Source organism: Streptomyces sp. NPDC059852 (assembly GCF_042731455.1).
In the GTDB taxonomy this organism is placed as follows: domain Bacteria; phylum Actinomycetota; class Actinomycetes; order Streptomycetales; family Streptomycetaceae; genus Streptomyces.
This window is the reverse complement of record NZ_JBHWJK010000026.1, coordinates 50,832-63,468: the sequence shown is the minus strand read 5'-3', so window position 1 is coordinate 63,468 and position 12,637 is coordinate 50,832. Positions and strand designations below refer to the sequence as shown.

The 12,637-nt window shown below is 73.9% G+C and carries 11 protein-coding genes; 2 read left to right on the top strand and 9 right to left on the bottom strand.

Annotated features, from left to right (window positions below):
- Nucleotides 1-62 precede the first annotated feature (62 nt).
- The 3 genes from ACFV46_RS27525 to ACFV46_RS27515 all read right to left on the bottom strand — a co-directional run bounded on the left by ACFV46_RS27525 (nucleotide 63) and on the right by ACFV46_RS27515 (nucleotide 3,135).
- Nucleotides 63-1,565: a metallophosphoesterase family protein gene (locus ACFV46_RS27525; RefSeq protein ID WP_385500187.1), complete on the bottom strand. Its 1,503-nt coding sequence runs from the start codon at nucleotides 1,563-1,565 to the stop codon at nucleotides 63-65.
- A 65-nt stretch (nucleotides 1,566-1,630) separates the two neighbouring features.
- A complete protein-coding gene (locus tag ACFV46_RS27520; protein ID WP_376728090.1) occupies nucleotides 1,631-2,386 on the bottom strand; it encodes a dienelactone hydrolase family protein in 756 nt (251 codons plus the stop codon).
- Nucleotides 2,387-2,514: 128 nt separating this feature from the next.
- The gene (locus ACFV46_RS27515) at nucleotides 2,515-3,135 is read right to left on the bottom strand and encodes an L-threonylcarbamoyladenylate synthase (RefSeq protein WP_361936521.1); all 621 of its coding nucleotides are present in this window, start codon (nucleotides 3,133-3,135) and stop codon (nucleotides 2,515-2,517) included.
- A 126-nt stretch (nucleotides 3,136-3,261) separates the two neighbouring features.
- Between ACFV46_RS27515 and ACFV46_RS27510 the strand changes: the two genes are divergently transcribed.
- Nucleotides 3,262-4,773 carry a helix-turn-helix domain-containing protein gene (locus ACFV46_RS27510; protein WP_385500185.1) on the top strand — a complete coding sequence of 504 codons (1,512 nt, stop codon included), beginning with the start codon at nucleotides 3,262-3,264 and terminating at the stop codon, nucleotides 4,771-4,773.
- Nucleotides 4,774-4,919: 146 nt separating this feature from the next.
- On the opposite strand, the gene ACFV46_RS27505 is transcribed toward ACFV46_RS27510, so the two are convergent.
- The 6 genes from ACFV46_RS27505 to ACFV46_RS27480 are packed head-to-tail and all read right to left on the bottom strand — an operon-like array spanning nucleotide 4,920 to nucleotide 10,337.
- Nucleotides 4,920-6,143 carry a cytochrome P450 gene (locus tag ACFV46_RS27505; RefSeq protein WP_385500184.1) on the bottom strand — a complete coding sequence of 408 codons (1,224 nt, stop codon included), beginning with the start codon at nucleotides 6,141-6,143 and terminating at the stop codon, nucleotides 4,920-4,922.
- Nucleotides 6,140-7,378 carry a cytochrome P450 gene (locus ACFV46_RS27500; RefSeq protein WP_385500183.1) on the bottom strand — a complete coding sequence of 413 codons (1,239 nt, stop codon included), beginning with the start codon at nucleotides 7,376-7,378 and terminating at the stop codon, nucleotides 6,140-6,142. Before ACFV46_RS27500 ends, ACFV46_RS27505 begins: the two co-directional genes overlap by 4 nt.
- Nucleotides 7,375-8,019 (bottom strand): ATP/GTP-binding protein, encoded by a 645-nt coding sequence (locus tag ACFV46_RS27495; RefSeq protein WP_385500182.1) that lies wholly within the window; start codon nucleotides 8,017-8,019, stop codon nucleotides 7,375-7,377. Before ACFV46_RS27495 ends, ACFV46_RS27500 begins: the two co-directional genes overlap by 4 nt.
- Complete coding sequence (locus ACFV46_RS27490; protein WP_361936531.1) at nucleotides 7,991-8,353, bottom strand: DUF742 domain-containing protein; 363 nt, start codon at nucleotides 8,351-8,353, stop codon at nucleotides 7,991-7,993. The genes ACFV46_RS27495 and ACFV46_RS27490 overlap by 29 nt, the downstream gene beginning before the upstream one ends.
- Nucleotides 8,350-8,772 (bottom strand): roadblock/LC7 domain-containing protein, encoded by a 423-nt coding sequence (locus ACFV46_RS27485; RefSeq protein ID WP_385500180.1) that lies wholly within the window; start codon nucleotides 8,770-8,772, stop codon nucleotides 8,350-8,352. Before ACFV46_RS27485 ends, ACFV46_RS27490 begins: the two co-directional genes overlap by 4 nt.
- Entirely contained in the window at nucleotides 8,769-10,337 is a 1,569-nt protein-coding gene (locus tag ACFV46_RS27480) for an ATP-binding protein (protein ID WP_385500179.1), read from the bottom strand. Before ACFV46_RS27480 ends, ACFV46_RS27485 begins: the two co-directional genes overlap by 4 nt.
- Nucleotides 10,338-10,835: 498 nt before the next feature.
- On the opposite strand from ACFV46_RS27480, the gene ACFV46_RS27475 reads away from it, so the two are divergent.
- Nucleotides 10,836-12,563: a fatty acyl-AMP ligase gene (locus ACFV46_RS27475; RefSeq protein ID WP_385500178.1), complete on the top strand. Its 1,728-nt coding sequence runs from the start codon at nucleotides 10,836-10,838 to the stop codon at nucleotides 12,561-12,563.
- The last annotated feature ends 74 nt before the right edge of the window (nucleotides 12,564-12,637 follow it).

Sequence of the window (12,637 nt, the reverse complement as noted above, 5' to 3'; positions counted from 1 at the left end):
TGATCGAAGCCGTACGGCTCGGGCAACGCGCTCCCGGACGGCGATGTTCCCGCCCCCGCGTCTCAGACCAGCGGGATCGTCACCTCGTCCTCCACCGGCGGGTCGAGTTCCTGGGCGAGGTTCCCGGTCGCGGCGTGGCAGCGCAGCCGGATCGCCTCCGGGCCGACGTCCAGCCGCAGGAAGCACTTGAAGAACGGCGGGCTGTACGTCGCCGAACTCGGCGAGAACAACTGCGTGTGAATCTTGCGCACCGGCAGCCGCAGCCGTGCCCGGCGGTCGGGTCGGCGGCCCGCGCCGAGCAGGGCGGCCACCAGCCGGACCCGCCAGGTCACGCGTGCCGTGGCCTGCTGCGCGCGGGTCAGCCGCATGCCCAGACGCTCGGCGACGACGGCCGCCGCCTCCGCCTCGGTCAGGGTGAAGAAGCGGCGCAGCCGCAGCCGCCGGCCGTACAGCGCGCTGTAGAACGCCAGGGAGTCGCCGCGCAGCGGATAGCAGCGGAAGTCGTCCTCGCCGACGCCCGCCACGTCGACCTTCTTGATGGTGTGCGTGGCGTGCATGAAGGCGCCGCCGCCGCCCGCCACCACGTACTGGATCACGCGGTCGCCCACCCGCACCGGGTAGCGCTGGTAGTTGTGGATGTCGCCGCCGATCGCCGCCACATAGCGGTGGGCCGGGTCGCGGACGATCTCGTCCACGGTGCCGCCGCCCTCGATGGCGCACGGGTGGTGCTCGCCGTCCACGTACAGCGGCGAGCCCGTGACGAGGATCTTCGGGCGGGGGCCCTTCGACACCTCCCGCAGCCAGGCGCCCTGTTCGGCGTCGACCGTCCCGAGCAGCCCCGTGTCGATGCCGACGATCCGGATCGGTCCGGCGTCGATCGCCCAGTACGGGCCGGGCTGGACGGCCCGTTGGGCCGGGTCCGACCGCAACGTCCGTGCGTCGTCGAGCCGTTGCCCGTCGCCCTGGCGCGGCCGGTGCCACAGCAGCGACCGCAGCCGGGCCCGGCTGAGCGGGCGCGGCGCGGGCTCCGGCGGCAGCGGCGGGGCGTCGTCGCAGAACACCCGCATGAACGCCGTCAGGTCCTCGTACCAGTCGTGGTTGCCGGGTATCGCGTAGATGGGCGCCTTGTAGTCCCGGTACGGCCGGAAGAACTTGGGGCCGTAGTCGTCGGCACCGCCCACCGGGTAGATCACGTCGCTGGCGAGAACGGCGAAGCGGGTGTCCTGGCCCTCCTTCAGAAAGCCCGGCACGACCGCGTACTGAGGGTCGTCGCCCTCGCCGGTGTCCCCGATGACGAGGAAGGAGAACCGGTCGGGGTCGTCGCGCCGGATCACCTTGTCGGCCGGTGCGCCGGCGGCCTCCCGCTGGGCCACCCACCGGCTTCGGGTACGGCCCGTGGGATCCCCGAGGAGGGAGGCGAGGACGCCGTTGCGGGCCGCCCACAGCATCCGGGGGTCGAGCCAGGAGATCTTCCGCACCTGGGGCGGCATCAGCCCTTTGTAGGTGCCGGGTTCGGCCGCGCCCCAGCCGGCGCCTTCCGCGGTATCACGTGAGGAGACAGACACCGGTGCACCGTAACAATGATCGGGTGACGGGGGAGCGGCCCGCCCCCGTCACCCGAACAGGCCGCTCAGAACGTGCGGTTGAGCAGGTCGAGCAGCGCCTCCCAGTGCCGCTCGTCCCCCGCGCGGTCGTAGGCGGCGGTGTCGGACTGGGTGAAGCCGTGACCGGCGCCCGGGTACACCTCGCAGCGGTGCCGGACACCCGCCTCCGTGAGGGCCTTCTCCAGGCGCTCGATCTGCTCGGGCGGCAGCGACGGGTCGCCGTCCGCGTGCCCGAAGTACAGTTCCGCGGTGACCTGTCCGGCCACCAGGTGCGGGCTGTCCGGTGCCTCCGTGGCGAGCCGGCCGCCGTGGAAGCCGGCCGCGGCGGCGATCCGGTCCGGGTAGGTGCCGGCGGTCAGCAGGGACAGCCGCGCCCCCATGCAGTAGCCGGTCAGCGCGACGGGACCGTCCGCCGCCGCCGGGCACGACTTGAGCCACCGCAGATAGGCGCCGGCGTCCCGCATCGCCGCCTCGGGGGTCAGCTGCGCCATGATCGGCCCGAGCGCCTCGAAGATGTCCGGCCGGGCCGCCGTGTCGATGAACTCGGGCAGGTCGAGGACCGGGGCCCGGCGGGCCCGGTAGAACAGGTTCGGCACCAGCACCGTGTACCCGGCCTCGGCGAGCCGGTCGGCCATCGCCTCCAGCCGGGGCCGCAGCCCGAACGCGTCCATGTAGAGCAGGACCGCCGGGTGGGGCCCGCCCTCGGTGGGATGGACCAGGTAGGCGTCGGCGACGCCGTCCTCGGTGGGGATGTCGACAACGTCGCCCTGGACGGAGGTCATGGTGGGGGCGCCCTCTCTGCGATCGCGCGGCGGAACAGGTCACCGGCCCCCGGCGGGGCCGGACCGCGCTCATGCTTTCACCGCACGGTCCCGCGCCCTCGGGCACCCCCGGCCGTTTGGGGACGCCTTTACTCGAACCGGGACGTGTCCCCCGCGCCGTGGCGCACGATCTCCAGCTCGCCGGACGAGAAGTCGATCACCGTCGTCGGCTCGGTGCCGCACTCCCCGGAGTCCACGACCCCGTCCAGCACATGGTCGAGCCGGTCCTTGATCTCCCAGCCCTGGGTCAGCGGCTCCTCCTCGTCCGGCAGCAGCAGCGTGCTGGACAGCAGCGGCTCCCCCAGCTCGGCGAGCAGCGCCTGCGTGACGACGTGGTCGGGGATGCGCACGCCGACCGTCTTCTTCTTCGGGTGCTGCAGCATGCGGGGCACCTCCCGGGTCGCCGGGAGGATGAACGTGTAACTGCCGGGCGTCGACGCCTTGATCGTGCGGAAGACGTCGTTGTCGATCCGCACGAACTGGCCGAGCTGCGCGAAGTCCTGGCAGACGAGGGTGAAGTGGTGCCGGTCGTCCAGGCGGCGGATGGACCGGATGCGGTCGATGCCGTCACGGCTGCCCAGCCGGCAGCCCAGCGCGTAGCAGGAGTCCGTCGGGTACGCGATGAGCGCACCGGAACGGACGCTCTCGGCGATCTGCGCGATGGTGCGCGGCTGCGGATTGTCGGGGTGCACGTCGTAGTACTTCGCCATTGGACGAGCCTATCCCCGGGCCGTCCCCGCACGCCGACGGCACCGGCTCGCCGCGCGGGCGTGCGGTAACGTCCCCGACCGGTACGTGAACGAGGCGCAAGACCGCAAGACGAGGTGAAGGCCGACATGGCTGGCGGAGAGGACGGGGCCGGGCGGGCAGGGGTGAGCGACACCGCGCCCTCGCCGTGGGCGCAGGAGCTGCTGGAGCATCTGCGGCCGCAGGGCAGGGACGTCGGCCGGGTCGTGGCCTGGCTCGCGGACGCCGTGCGGGGCACCGCCTGCCTCCTCGACGCCTCCGGCGCCCTCGTCGCCGGCACCCGGCCGCCCCTGGAGGAGCAGCTGGCCGACGCCGTGGCCGCCGGCCGGATCGCGTCGGCCGCCTGGGAGGGCGGGGGGCGCCATCTGCGGCTGGTCCGGGTCGCCGGCCCGAACCCGGCGGCGGCGGGCGTCCTCGCCGTGTCCCGGGCGGAGCCCTTCGACCGCCGGGCGGCGGACATCGTCGGCCACACCGCCCATGTCCTGGAACTCCTGCTCAAGGCCGGCGAGTCCACCGCCGCGGGACACCGCCTGGAACGGGCGACCTCCGATCTGCGCCTCGCGATCCTCCAGTTGCTCATGGTCGAGGACACCGTGTCCGCGCGCCGGGTCGCGGCCGGGCTGTGGCCCGGGCTCCTGGACACCGACACCGCCTGCGTGTACGTCGTCGAGGGCAGCGCCGAGGAACGCGACCGGCTCGCCGAGGAGTGCATCGACGCCACCGGGGAACGGGCCCTGGTCGTGCTGTGCCCGGCCGTCGACGAGCACGTCATCGTCGTCACCCCCGGTGACACCGAGGCCCGCGAGCTGCGGTCGCTGATCGGGCCGCGCCCGCGCACCTTCCTCGGCGGCAGCGCCCGCCAGGCCCTGGTGCGCACCGCCACCGCCTACGGGCAGGCCGTGAGCGCGCTGGCCGTCGCCCACTTCCGGCCCGAGAAGGCCGCCGTCTACGCCGAGCGCACCCACCCCGAACGCCTCGTCGACCCGGCGGCCCTGCGCTGCTGGACGGCCCGGGTGCTGCGCCCGCTCGACGCCCTGCCGCACCACACCCGGGCCGAACTGCTCGCCACCACCCGGCTCGGCCTGGAGTTCACCGCGGTGAACGCCGCCAAGGTGCTCGGCGTCAGCCGGAACACCGTGCGCGCCCGTATGGAGCGCGTCGAGGCACTGCTGAGCACCCGCTTCTCCGACCTCACCGCCCGGGCGGTCGTCCACGTCGCCCTCAACACCCGGGAGGGCCTGGCCGGCGCACCCGCCGACCAGATCGCCCCGCACGACGACCCCGTCTCGCTGCGCGACCTGCTGTCCGGACCCGCCATGGTCACCTGGGCGCAGGACCTCCTGTCCCGTCTCGACCAGGACACCCGGGACCTGCGCCGTACGCTGCGCGCCTGGCTCGCCGAGGGCGGCAACGCCGAACGGGCCGCGCAGCGCCTCGGCGTCCACGCGCAGACCGTGCGCGAGCACGTCCGCAGCGCCGAGCCCGTCCTGGAGCGCGGGCTCCTGGCCGGTGGCAGCGATCTCTACGAGGTCGTCCTGGCGCATCTGGCGCTCGGTGACCTGGAACCTCCCGCCCTGCACGCGACGAAACCGGGCGTTTAGGACGTGGCTGTGCACAGGTGAGTCCTGGGGGCCGCCCAGCGGGCACCGACGCGATACACATGTCCCGCGCGGGAGCCGTACGGTCTACGCACCGCGGGGACACGACCGGAACGGGGGACCGGTCGCGTCCCCGCGCGGATCCTCCGTCAGCCGCGCAGCCGCACGGGTATCTCCTGCCAGCCGAACGCGATGAACGACGGCACCTGGCGCAGCTCCTTCTCGTCCGCGGCAAGCCGCAGCCCGGGGAACCGGTCGAAGAGCGCGGGCAGCGCGGTCAGGGCCTCCAACCGGGCCAGCGGCGCGCCGATGCACCGGTGCACCCCGATCCCGAACGACAGATGGTCGTCGGCCCCGCGCGCGGCGTCGAAGCCGCCCGCGTCCGGCCCGTAGTGCGCGGGGTCCAGATTGGCGGCGGCGTACGTCGTGATGATCGCGTCCCCGGCCGGGATCGTCACGTCCCCCACCTCGAGGTCGGTCACGGCGAACCGCAGCGGCAGCGACGCGATCGACGGGTGCACGCGCAGCGTCTCGTCGATCACCGCGTCCCAGCCGATCTCCCCGGACCGCACGGCCGCCAGTTGCCCGGGGTGGGTGAGCAGGGCGACGACGGCGTTGCCGATCAGGTTGACCGTCGTCTCGAAGCCGGCCCCGATCACCAGGAGCAGTGTGTAGAGCAGTTCCTCGTCGCTGAGCCGGTCGCCGTCCTCGTCGCGGACCCGGATCAGCTCGCTCGTCAGGTCGTCGCCGGGGTCCTGTCGCCGGTGGGCGATCAGAGCGCCCAGCACCGAGCCGATCCGCTCCTGCACGAACGCGGCGTGCTCCGGCGTCGGGTCGGAGGTGTCCATGATCGCCGCGATGAGGGTGGCGGTGTCCTCGCGCAGCCCGTCCGGCACGCCGAACAGCTCGCAGATCATGCGCATCGGCAGCGGGTGGGCGAAGGCCGCCTTGAGGTCGACCGCGTCGCCGCCCCCGTCGAGCGCGTCCAGCAGTTCCGCGGTGATCGCCTCGACGCGGGGCCGCATGATCTCCGTACGCCGCTGGGTGAAGCTCGGCGCGACCAGCTTGCGCAGCCGCGCGTGGTCGCCGCCGTACGTGGACAGCATGTTGACCACGCCGACCCAGCCCAGGATCCAGCCCCACGAGGGATGTTCGCCCACCTCGGGCCAGAGCCGCCAGTGCTGCCGGGGGTCCCTGCTGACCCGGGGATCGAGGATCAGCCCCCGCAGCGTGTCGTACGTCGTCGGGGCCCAGGCGGGGATGCCGCCGGGCAGCTCGACGGGCACGATCGGGCCGCGGGCGCGCAGCCGGGCGCTCTCGCCGGGGATGTCGGCTCCGAACGGGTCGATGGCGATGCGGTCGGTCACGGTCACGACGGGCCTCCTGGCTGGTCGGGGGAGCGGGGGCTGAACCGGACGGGCAGCGAGGTCAGCGAGCGGTGGAACGGCCCGGGCCGCCAGGTCAGGCGCTCCCGCGGCAGGACCGGCTCCAGGTCGGGCAGCCACTGGGTGAGCCGTTCGATGGCCTCGGTGGCGATCAGCAGCGTGTGCTGCCGCACCGGGCAGGCGTGCGGCCCCGCCGACCAGGACAGATGGGAGGCGTCGCGGGGCTGCCGCTCACCGGGCGCGTCCCGCTCGGCGAAGTGGGCGAGCGCCCCGTACGAGATCACCACCGGGACCGCCGCCCGGATCCAGGCGCCGTGGAACGACAGGGGCCTGCGGGCGTAGTGGATGCCGTAGTTGGCCAGCGGCGTCTCGTGGTGCAGCACCTCCACGACCGCGTCCGTCACCGGGCGGGCGCCGCTGGTCAGCGTCGAGTAGAAGCTCGGGTTGCCGAGGATGCGGGAGAGGGCGTTCGACACCAGGTTGGCGGTCGGTTCGTGCCCGGCGCCCAGGGTGAGGAACACCTGCCAGGTGACCTCCTCCGGGGTGAGTCCGGCCGGGTGGGCCAGGAGCCGGCTCGGCAGGTCGTCGCCCGGTGCCGCGGCCTTGGCGGCGATCAGCTCCAGCACATAGCCGCCGTACTCCGCCTCGCCCTCGGCGGCCTCGGCGCCGCCCTCCATCATCTTGCCCAGTGCCACGTCGAGCCGGTCGCTCTGGCTGTCCGGCAGCCCGAAGAGGCTGTTGAAGACCAGCGCCATCAGCGGCCGCGCGAACTCGCCCACCAGATCGGCCTCGCCCCTCGGGCCGAACCGGCCGACCAGCACCCGCACCGCCCGGTGCACCCGGGTCCGCAGGTCGTGCGGCTCGATCCCGTCGAACGTGTCGATCAGCGAGGTGCGGTACCGCACATGGGCGGCGCCGTCGGCGAACAGCGTGTTGGGCCGCCAGCGCATCATGCCGAGGATCGGCGAGTCGTCGGCGACCGTCGACTCCCACGGCCGGGGATCGTGCGAGAAGGCGTCCGTGTCGTGCAGCAGGTCCAGTGCCGCGCGACGGCCGGTGACGACGTACGCCGGGACGCCCGGCGCCAACTCGCCCCAGCCGACCGGGCCCTGGGCGCGCAGCGCCTCGTAGTAGCGGTAGGGGTCGCGCGCGAAGCCGTCCTCCCACAGCCGTACGGGCGTCGCGCGCGAGAAGCTGTCGAGGTCGGGGGAGTGGACGGTCACCGGCCCTCCGGGGTGTCGCGGTCGATGAGGTGCTGGACGAGGGCGAGGAGCGCGTCGACGGACGAGCCGGCGTCCCGCGCGTCGCAGGTGACCATCGGGGTGCCGTCCTCCAGGTCGAGGGCGGCGCGCAGTTCGGCCTCCGTGTGGTGCCGGGGCGCGTCCGGGAAGGTGTTGAAGGCGACCGCGTACGGCAGACCCGTCTCCTCCACGAGTCCCAGCACGCCGAACGAGGCGTCGATGCGCCGGCAGTCGACCAGGACGAGGGCGCCCAGGGCGCCGTAGGCGATGTCGTCCCACAGGGGCCGGAACCGCTCCTGGCCGGGCGTGCCGAACAGGTAGAGCACGCCCCCGCCCGGCAGGCTGATCCGGCCGAAGTCGACCGCCACGGTCGTCGTCGACTTGTCCCGTACCCCGGCGAGGTCGTCGACCGGCGCGGACGCCTCGCTGAGCGGCTCCTCGGTGTGCAGGGGCCGGATCTCGGAGACGGAACCGATCAGGGTCGTCTTGCCCACCCCGAACGGCCCGGTCACCAGGATCTTGACCAGGTCCCGTGCGGTGTCGGGGAGATGGACGTCGTCGGACGTACCCGCGGTGGCGCGGGCGCGGACGTCGCTAGGCGTGCTTGAGGGCGCGAAGGCCATCGGCCACTCTCTTCAGCAGGTCGGGGTCGAAGCGTGCGGCGGGCGGGATCGGCGCGCGGGCCGACGCCAGTTCCCGGTCGATGAGGCCGCCCGCGAGGACGCGCACCGCCGACACAGGGAGCCGCAGCAGCGCCGCCGCCTCCACCACCGTCAGCGAGCCGTCCTCCAGCGCGTCCAGCAGGGCGAGCTGGGCGGCGGGCAGACCGGCGGGAGCGGGCGCGCCGGCGCGGGTGAGCACCGACAGCCGCTCCAGGTGCGGCCGGCTGGGCCGGGCCACCCCGCCGGTCGACAGGTACGCGGGGACCAGGGGGCGGCCACCACGGCGGCCGGTCATGCCGGCGCGCCGCCGTCGCCGCCCCGGGGCGCGGCGGCCATCGCCTTCTCGCCGAGCCGCGCCACCTGCGAGTGCACGCGGTGCGCGAGGAGGTCGAGGCGCACCTCCTGGTCTCCGTAGGCGGCCACACAGGTGCCGTGGTCCGTCGGCACGATCAGCACATAGCCGTGGTCGGACTCGATGACGACCTGGCGCACCTCGGCCCGGTCCCGGTCGGCGAACGCGGCGGCCGCGGTGCGGCAGGCGCCCTGCACGGTGCTGGTGATCGCGGCGACGCGCTCGGCCGAGGGCTGGGCCAGCGCGTCGGTGTAGCCGGTCACGAGTCCGTCCCGGGTGAGCAGCACGGCGGCCACGACGTGCGGCACCTCCAGGATCGGATCGAGCACCCAGGCCGTGTCTCCCGCATCGCGGCTGCTCATCGAGCCGTTCCCCCTTCGTGGTCGGTCAGTTCGTGGTCGGTCGGTTCATGGTCGGTCGGGTCGGACGAGGCGGTCGGTCCGGTCGGGCCGGTCGGGTCGGACCGGTCGGTGGAGCCGGTCCCGGTGGTCGAGTCGGCCGGGGCCGGTTCCTCGCGCTCCGTCGCGGCGGGGGCCGCCTCGTCGGTGATGCCGCCGGTGGCGGACCGTGCCGCGGCGGTGCCCGCCTGGAGCGCGCCGAGCGCGGCGGCCGCCTGCTCCGGGCGGGGGGCCTCGGACCGCGGCGCGGCGGGCTCCTCCGACGCGGCGGTCACCCGCGTACGGCGCCGGCGCCGCGGCAGCCCCCCGGTGTCGTGTCCGTCCCGGTGCCCGGAGCCCGTGTCGCCCTCGGGCCGGTCACTGCCGTAGCCGTGCGCGGAGTCCGCGGGGTCGCCCTCGGAGGACGGGCCGGTGGACCGGGGGCCGGGGACGGCGGCCGGCTCGACCCGGGACGTCGGGCGGGTGGAGCGCGGCGCGCTCGCCGCCGGGGGCCGTTCCTCGGGGTCGATGTGCCCGAGCAGACGGCTGTCCACCCGCAGCACCGCGCGCACCCCGCCGTACGGCGACGGCGACGACAGGTCCACGCCCAGATCGAACTGCCGCGTCAGCTGCCCGATCGCGGCCAGCCCCATCCGCGGCGGATCGCCGAGGTCGGTGAGGAGGATCGGCTCGGACCCCGCCACCAGCCGCTGCGCACGGGCGCGTTCGTCCTGTGTCATGCCCAGGCCCGCGTCGTCGACCGTGACGCACACACCGTGGTGGACGTGCTCCAGGTTGACGACGACGTCGGTGTCGGGCGCGGAGTGCCGCAGAGCGTTGTCGAGGAGTTCGGCGACGATGATCGCGACCGGCTCCACGGCGTGGGACACCAGCGCGGTGCCCGCTTCCAGATGGTTGTGGACCCGGACCCGGTGGTAGCCGGCGAGCCGTGCCTGGCCGCCGGTCACCGCGTCCACCAGGTGCGACTCCTCGCGCGCGAGCCCGACCCAGGCCCCGCACACCACGGCGGCGACCTGCGCGCGCCGCAGCGACTGCTCGTTCTCGTGGTCGAGCTGGAACAGCGTCTGCGTCAGCTCGGGGTCGTCGTACTTCTGCTGGAGTCCGCGCAGCGCGTCCTGCAAGCGGTAGAGCGCCGCCTGGATCTCGCGGGTCGCGCCGCGCATACCGGCCTGCGCGGCCGCGTCGATCCGGGTGCGCTGCGCGGTGAGTTCGGTGCGCAGGGCGTCCAGGACGTGCTCCAGCGCGAGGCCCAGGGGAGTGCCGGAGGTCTGGGGGTGCAGCGGGCCGGGCACGGCGACGTTCGCGTGGGTCTGCTGCCGGGCGGCGGCGGGCAGGCGCCGCGCCGCCAGGTGCTCGACCTCGTCCGTCAACGCCCGCGCGACCTCGTCGAGTCGGGCGCGAAGCCGGCCGATCTCGGCGCGCTGGAGCGCCTGTTGGCGCTGTGCGCGCAGCAGCAGGCCGCCCAGGGCGAGCGCGGACAGCATGCCGACGGCGAGCCCGCCGGTCACCAGGTCCGGTAATTCGATCATCGAGTCGGTTTCCCAGAAGGTCGGTTCGGGGCAGTCGGGCAGGCCTCGTCGCGCGACCGTGGCGCGCGGCGCTCGGAGCACAGTACACACCGTCATCGATCGATCTCGCACGGTCGGCGAATACTTGGGTTCGAATGTGCCGGGAGGTTGCTCGCATCTGTCGCGGACTGTCGCAATTGTGGTCCGTGGCAGGAGAGTTGAGTGGGTTCGCGACGCGCCGAACAGGGCCCCGCTTCGCCAACGCCCGTTCGACACGTAGGGTTTACATGCGTTCGGCCCATCGGACCGGACAGGCTTGCTACGGTTCTACTCACCGGTAGCACATTGATGCGGGGGGACACGAGGGGACGGCGGACCAGCGCCGTGACCCCTCGGCGGGTCGTCGAGACGGACGGCCGGGCAAGGGGGCCCGGGCGACCGAGGCGTCTGCACGTGTCCGGCACGTGACCCTCGAACTCCCTCCTTCGCCCACCGATCCAGACAGGTGAGACTCGCGACATGGTGCGATCCCTGGTCGACCTTATGACCGAGCACTCGGTGCGCCACCCCGAGCGCACCGCCTACCGATACCTCGTCACCGGCGACTGCGACGGCGAGATCCAGGAGCTCTCCTACGGCCGCCTCGCCCGGCGGTCCCGCGCGATCGCCGCCTGGCTCCAGGAGCGCGGCCTCACGGGCAGCCGGGCCATGCTGCTCCTCCCGCCCGGCCTGGAGTTCGTCTGCGGCTACCTCGGCTGCCTCGCCGCCGGAGTCGTCGCCGTCCCCGGCGTCCCCCCGCGCGGCCGATCCCGGAACCACCGCGCCCTGACCCGGATGCGGCGGCTGATCGCCGACGCCGACGCCCAGGTGATCCTGGGCGGCCGCGAGGTGATCGAGGCGCTGACCGGCCTGACCGAGCACCTGCCCGAGCTCGCCGGACTGACCTGCGTGGCCACCGAGGACATCCCCGACGACGCGGCCGCCGCCTGGCGCGAACCCGACCTGGACGCCGACTCGGTCGCCTTCCTCCAGTACACGTCCGGCTCCACCTCCGCGCCCCGCGGCGTGATGGTCACGCACGGCAATCTGCTCGACAACGAGCGGATCATCACCGAGCGCATGGGGCACACCGAGGACGCCATCGCCGAGCACGGACACGAGATGTTCGTCAGCTGGCTGCCCGTCTACCACGACATGGGCCTCATCGGCCCCGTCCTCAACACCGTCTATCTCGGCGTCACCGCCACCCTGTTCTCCCCGCTGCACTTCCTGCAGCAGCCGCGGCGCTGGCTCGACGCCGTCGGCCGCTACCGCCCGCACACCAGCGGCGGCCCCAACTTCGCCTACGAACTCAGCCTGCGGCACGCCACGCCCGAACTCCTCGACGGCCTCGACCTGAGCGCGTGGAAGGTCGCCTTCAACGGCGCCGAGCCCGTGCGGGCCGCCACCCTGCGGCGCTTCGCCGACACCTTCGCCCCGGCCGGCTTCCGCCGCGAGGCCCTGTACCCCTGCTACGGCCTGGCCGAGGCCACCCTCATGGTCACCGGCAGCACCCCGGGCACCGCGCCCACCCTGCTCCCGCCCCCCGACGGGCGGCCCGACACCGCCGCCGTCGGCTCCGGCCGCCCCGGACCCGGACTCACCGTCGCCGTCGCCGACCCCGAGCGCGGCGAGGAACTCCCCGACGGCGAGGTCGGTGAGATCTGGGTGTCCGGCGCGAGCGTCGCCAAGGGCTACTGGCGCAACGCCCTCGCCACCCGCGAGACCTTCCGGGCCCGCCTCGCCGGGCACGAGGGCCGCTTCCTGCGCACCGGCGACCTCGGATTCCTGCGCGACGGCGAGCTGTTCGTCACCGGACGCCTCAAGGACCTCATCGTCGTCGACGGCCGCAACCACTACCCGCAGGACCTCGAACTGACCGCGGAGACCGCCCACCCGGCCCTGCGCCCCGGCTGCACCGCCGCCTTCGGCGTGGACACCCCGGCCACCTCGGACGGCGCGGCCGGCACCGAACAGGCCGTCCTCGTCGCCGAGATCGCCCCTGACATGGCGGGCGAGGCGGAGAAGATCGTCGACGTGATCCGCAGCGCCGTCGCGGACGCCCACGGCATCGCGCTGCGCGAGGTGGTCCTCGTCCGGCCCGGCACCATTCCCAAGACCTCCAGCGGCAAGATCCAGCGCCATGCCTCCCGGGCGGCCCACCTGGGCGGCACCCTCGCCCGTATCGAGGAACCCGCCCTCGGCTGACGCCGCCCCGTCCCGCCGTACGCCGCCGAGCGCGCCGTACGACGCACACCGCGGCGTACGCGGACCCGAGCAAC

What these genes read in the sequence shown, in the direction of transcription:
- ACFV46_RS27495 (WP_385500182.1), bottom strand. Translation starts at nt 8,019, where the DNA reads ATGGCCTTCGCGCCCTCAAGCACGCCTAGCGACGTCCGCGCCCGCGCC.
- ACFV46_RS27480 (WP_385500179.1), bottom strand. Translation starts at nt 10,337, where the DNA reads ATGATCGAATTACCGGACCTGGTGACCGGCGGGCTCGCCGTCGGCATG.
- ACFV46_RS27485 (WP_385500180.1), bottom strand. Translation starts at nt 8,772, where the DNA reads ATGAGCAGCCGCGATGCGGGAGACACGGCCTGGGTGCTCGATCCGATC.
- ACFV46_RS27510 (WP_385500185.1), top strand. Translation starts at nt 3,262, where the DNA reads ATGGCTGGCGGAGAGGACGGGGCCGGGCGGGCAGGGGTGAGCGACACC.
- ACFV46_RS27475 (WP_385500178.1), top strand. Translation starts at nt 10,836, where the DNA reads ATGGTGCGATCCCTGGTCGACCTTATGACCGAGCACTCGGTGCGCCAC.
- ACFV46_RS27515 (WP_361936521.1), bottom strand. Translation starts at nt 3,135, where the DNA reads ATGGCGAAGTACTACGACGTGCACCCCGACAATCCGCAGCCGCGCACC.
- ACFV46_RS27520 (WP_376728090.1), bottom strand. Translation starts at nt 2,386, where the DNA reads ATGACCTCCGTCCAGGGCGACGTTGTCGACATCCCCACCGAGGACGGC.
- ACFV46_RS27490 (WP_361936531.1), bottom strand. Translation starts at nt 8,353, where the DNA reads ATGACCGGCCGCCGTGGTGGCCGCCCCCTGGTCCCCGCGTACCTGTCG.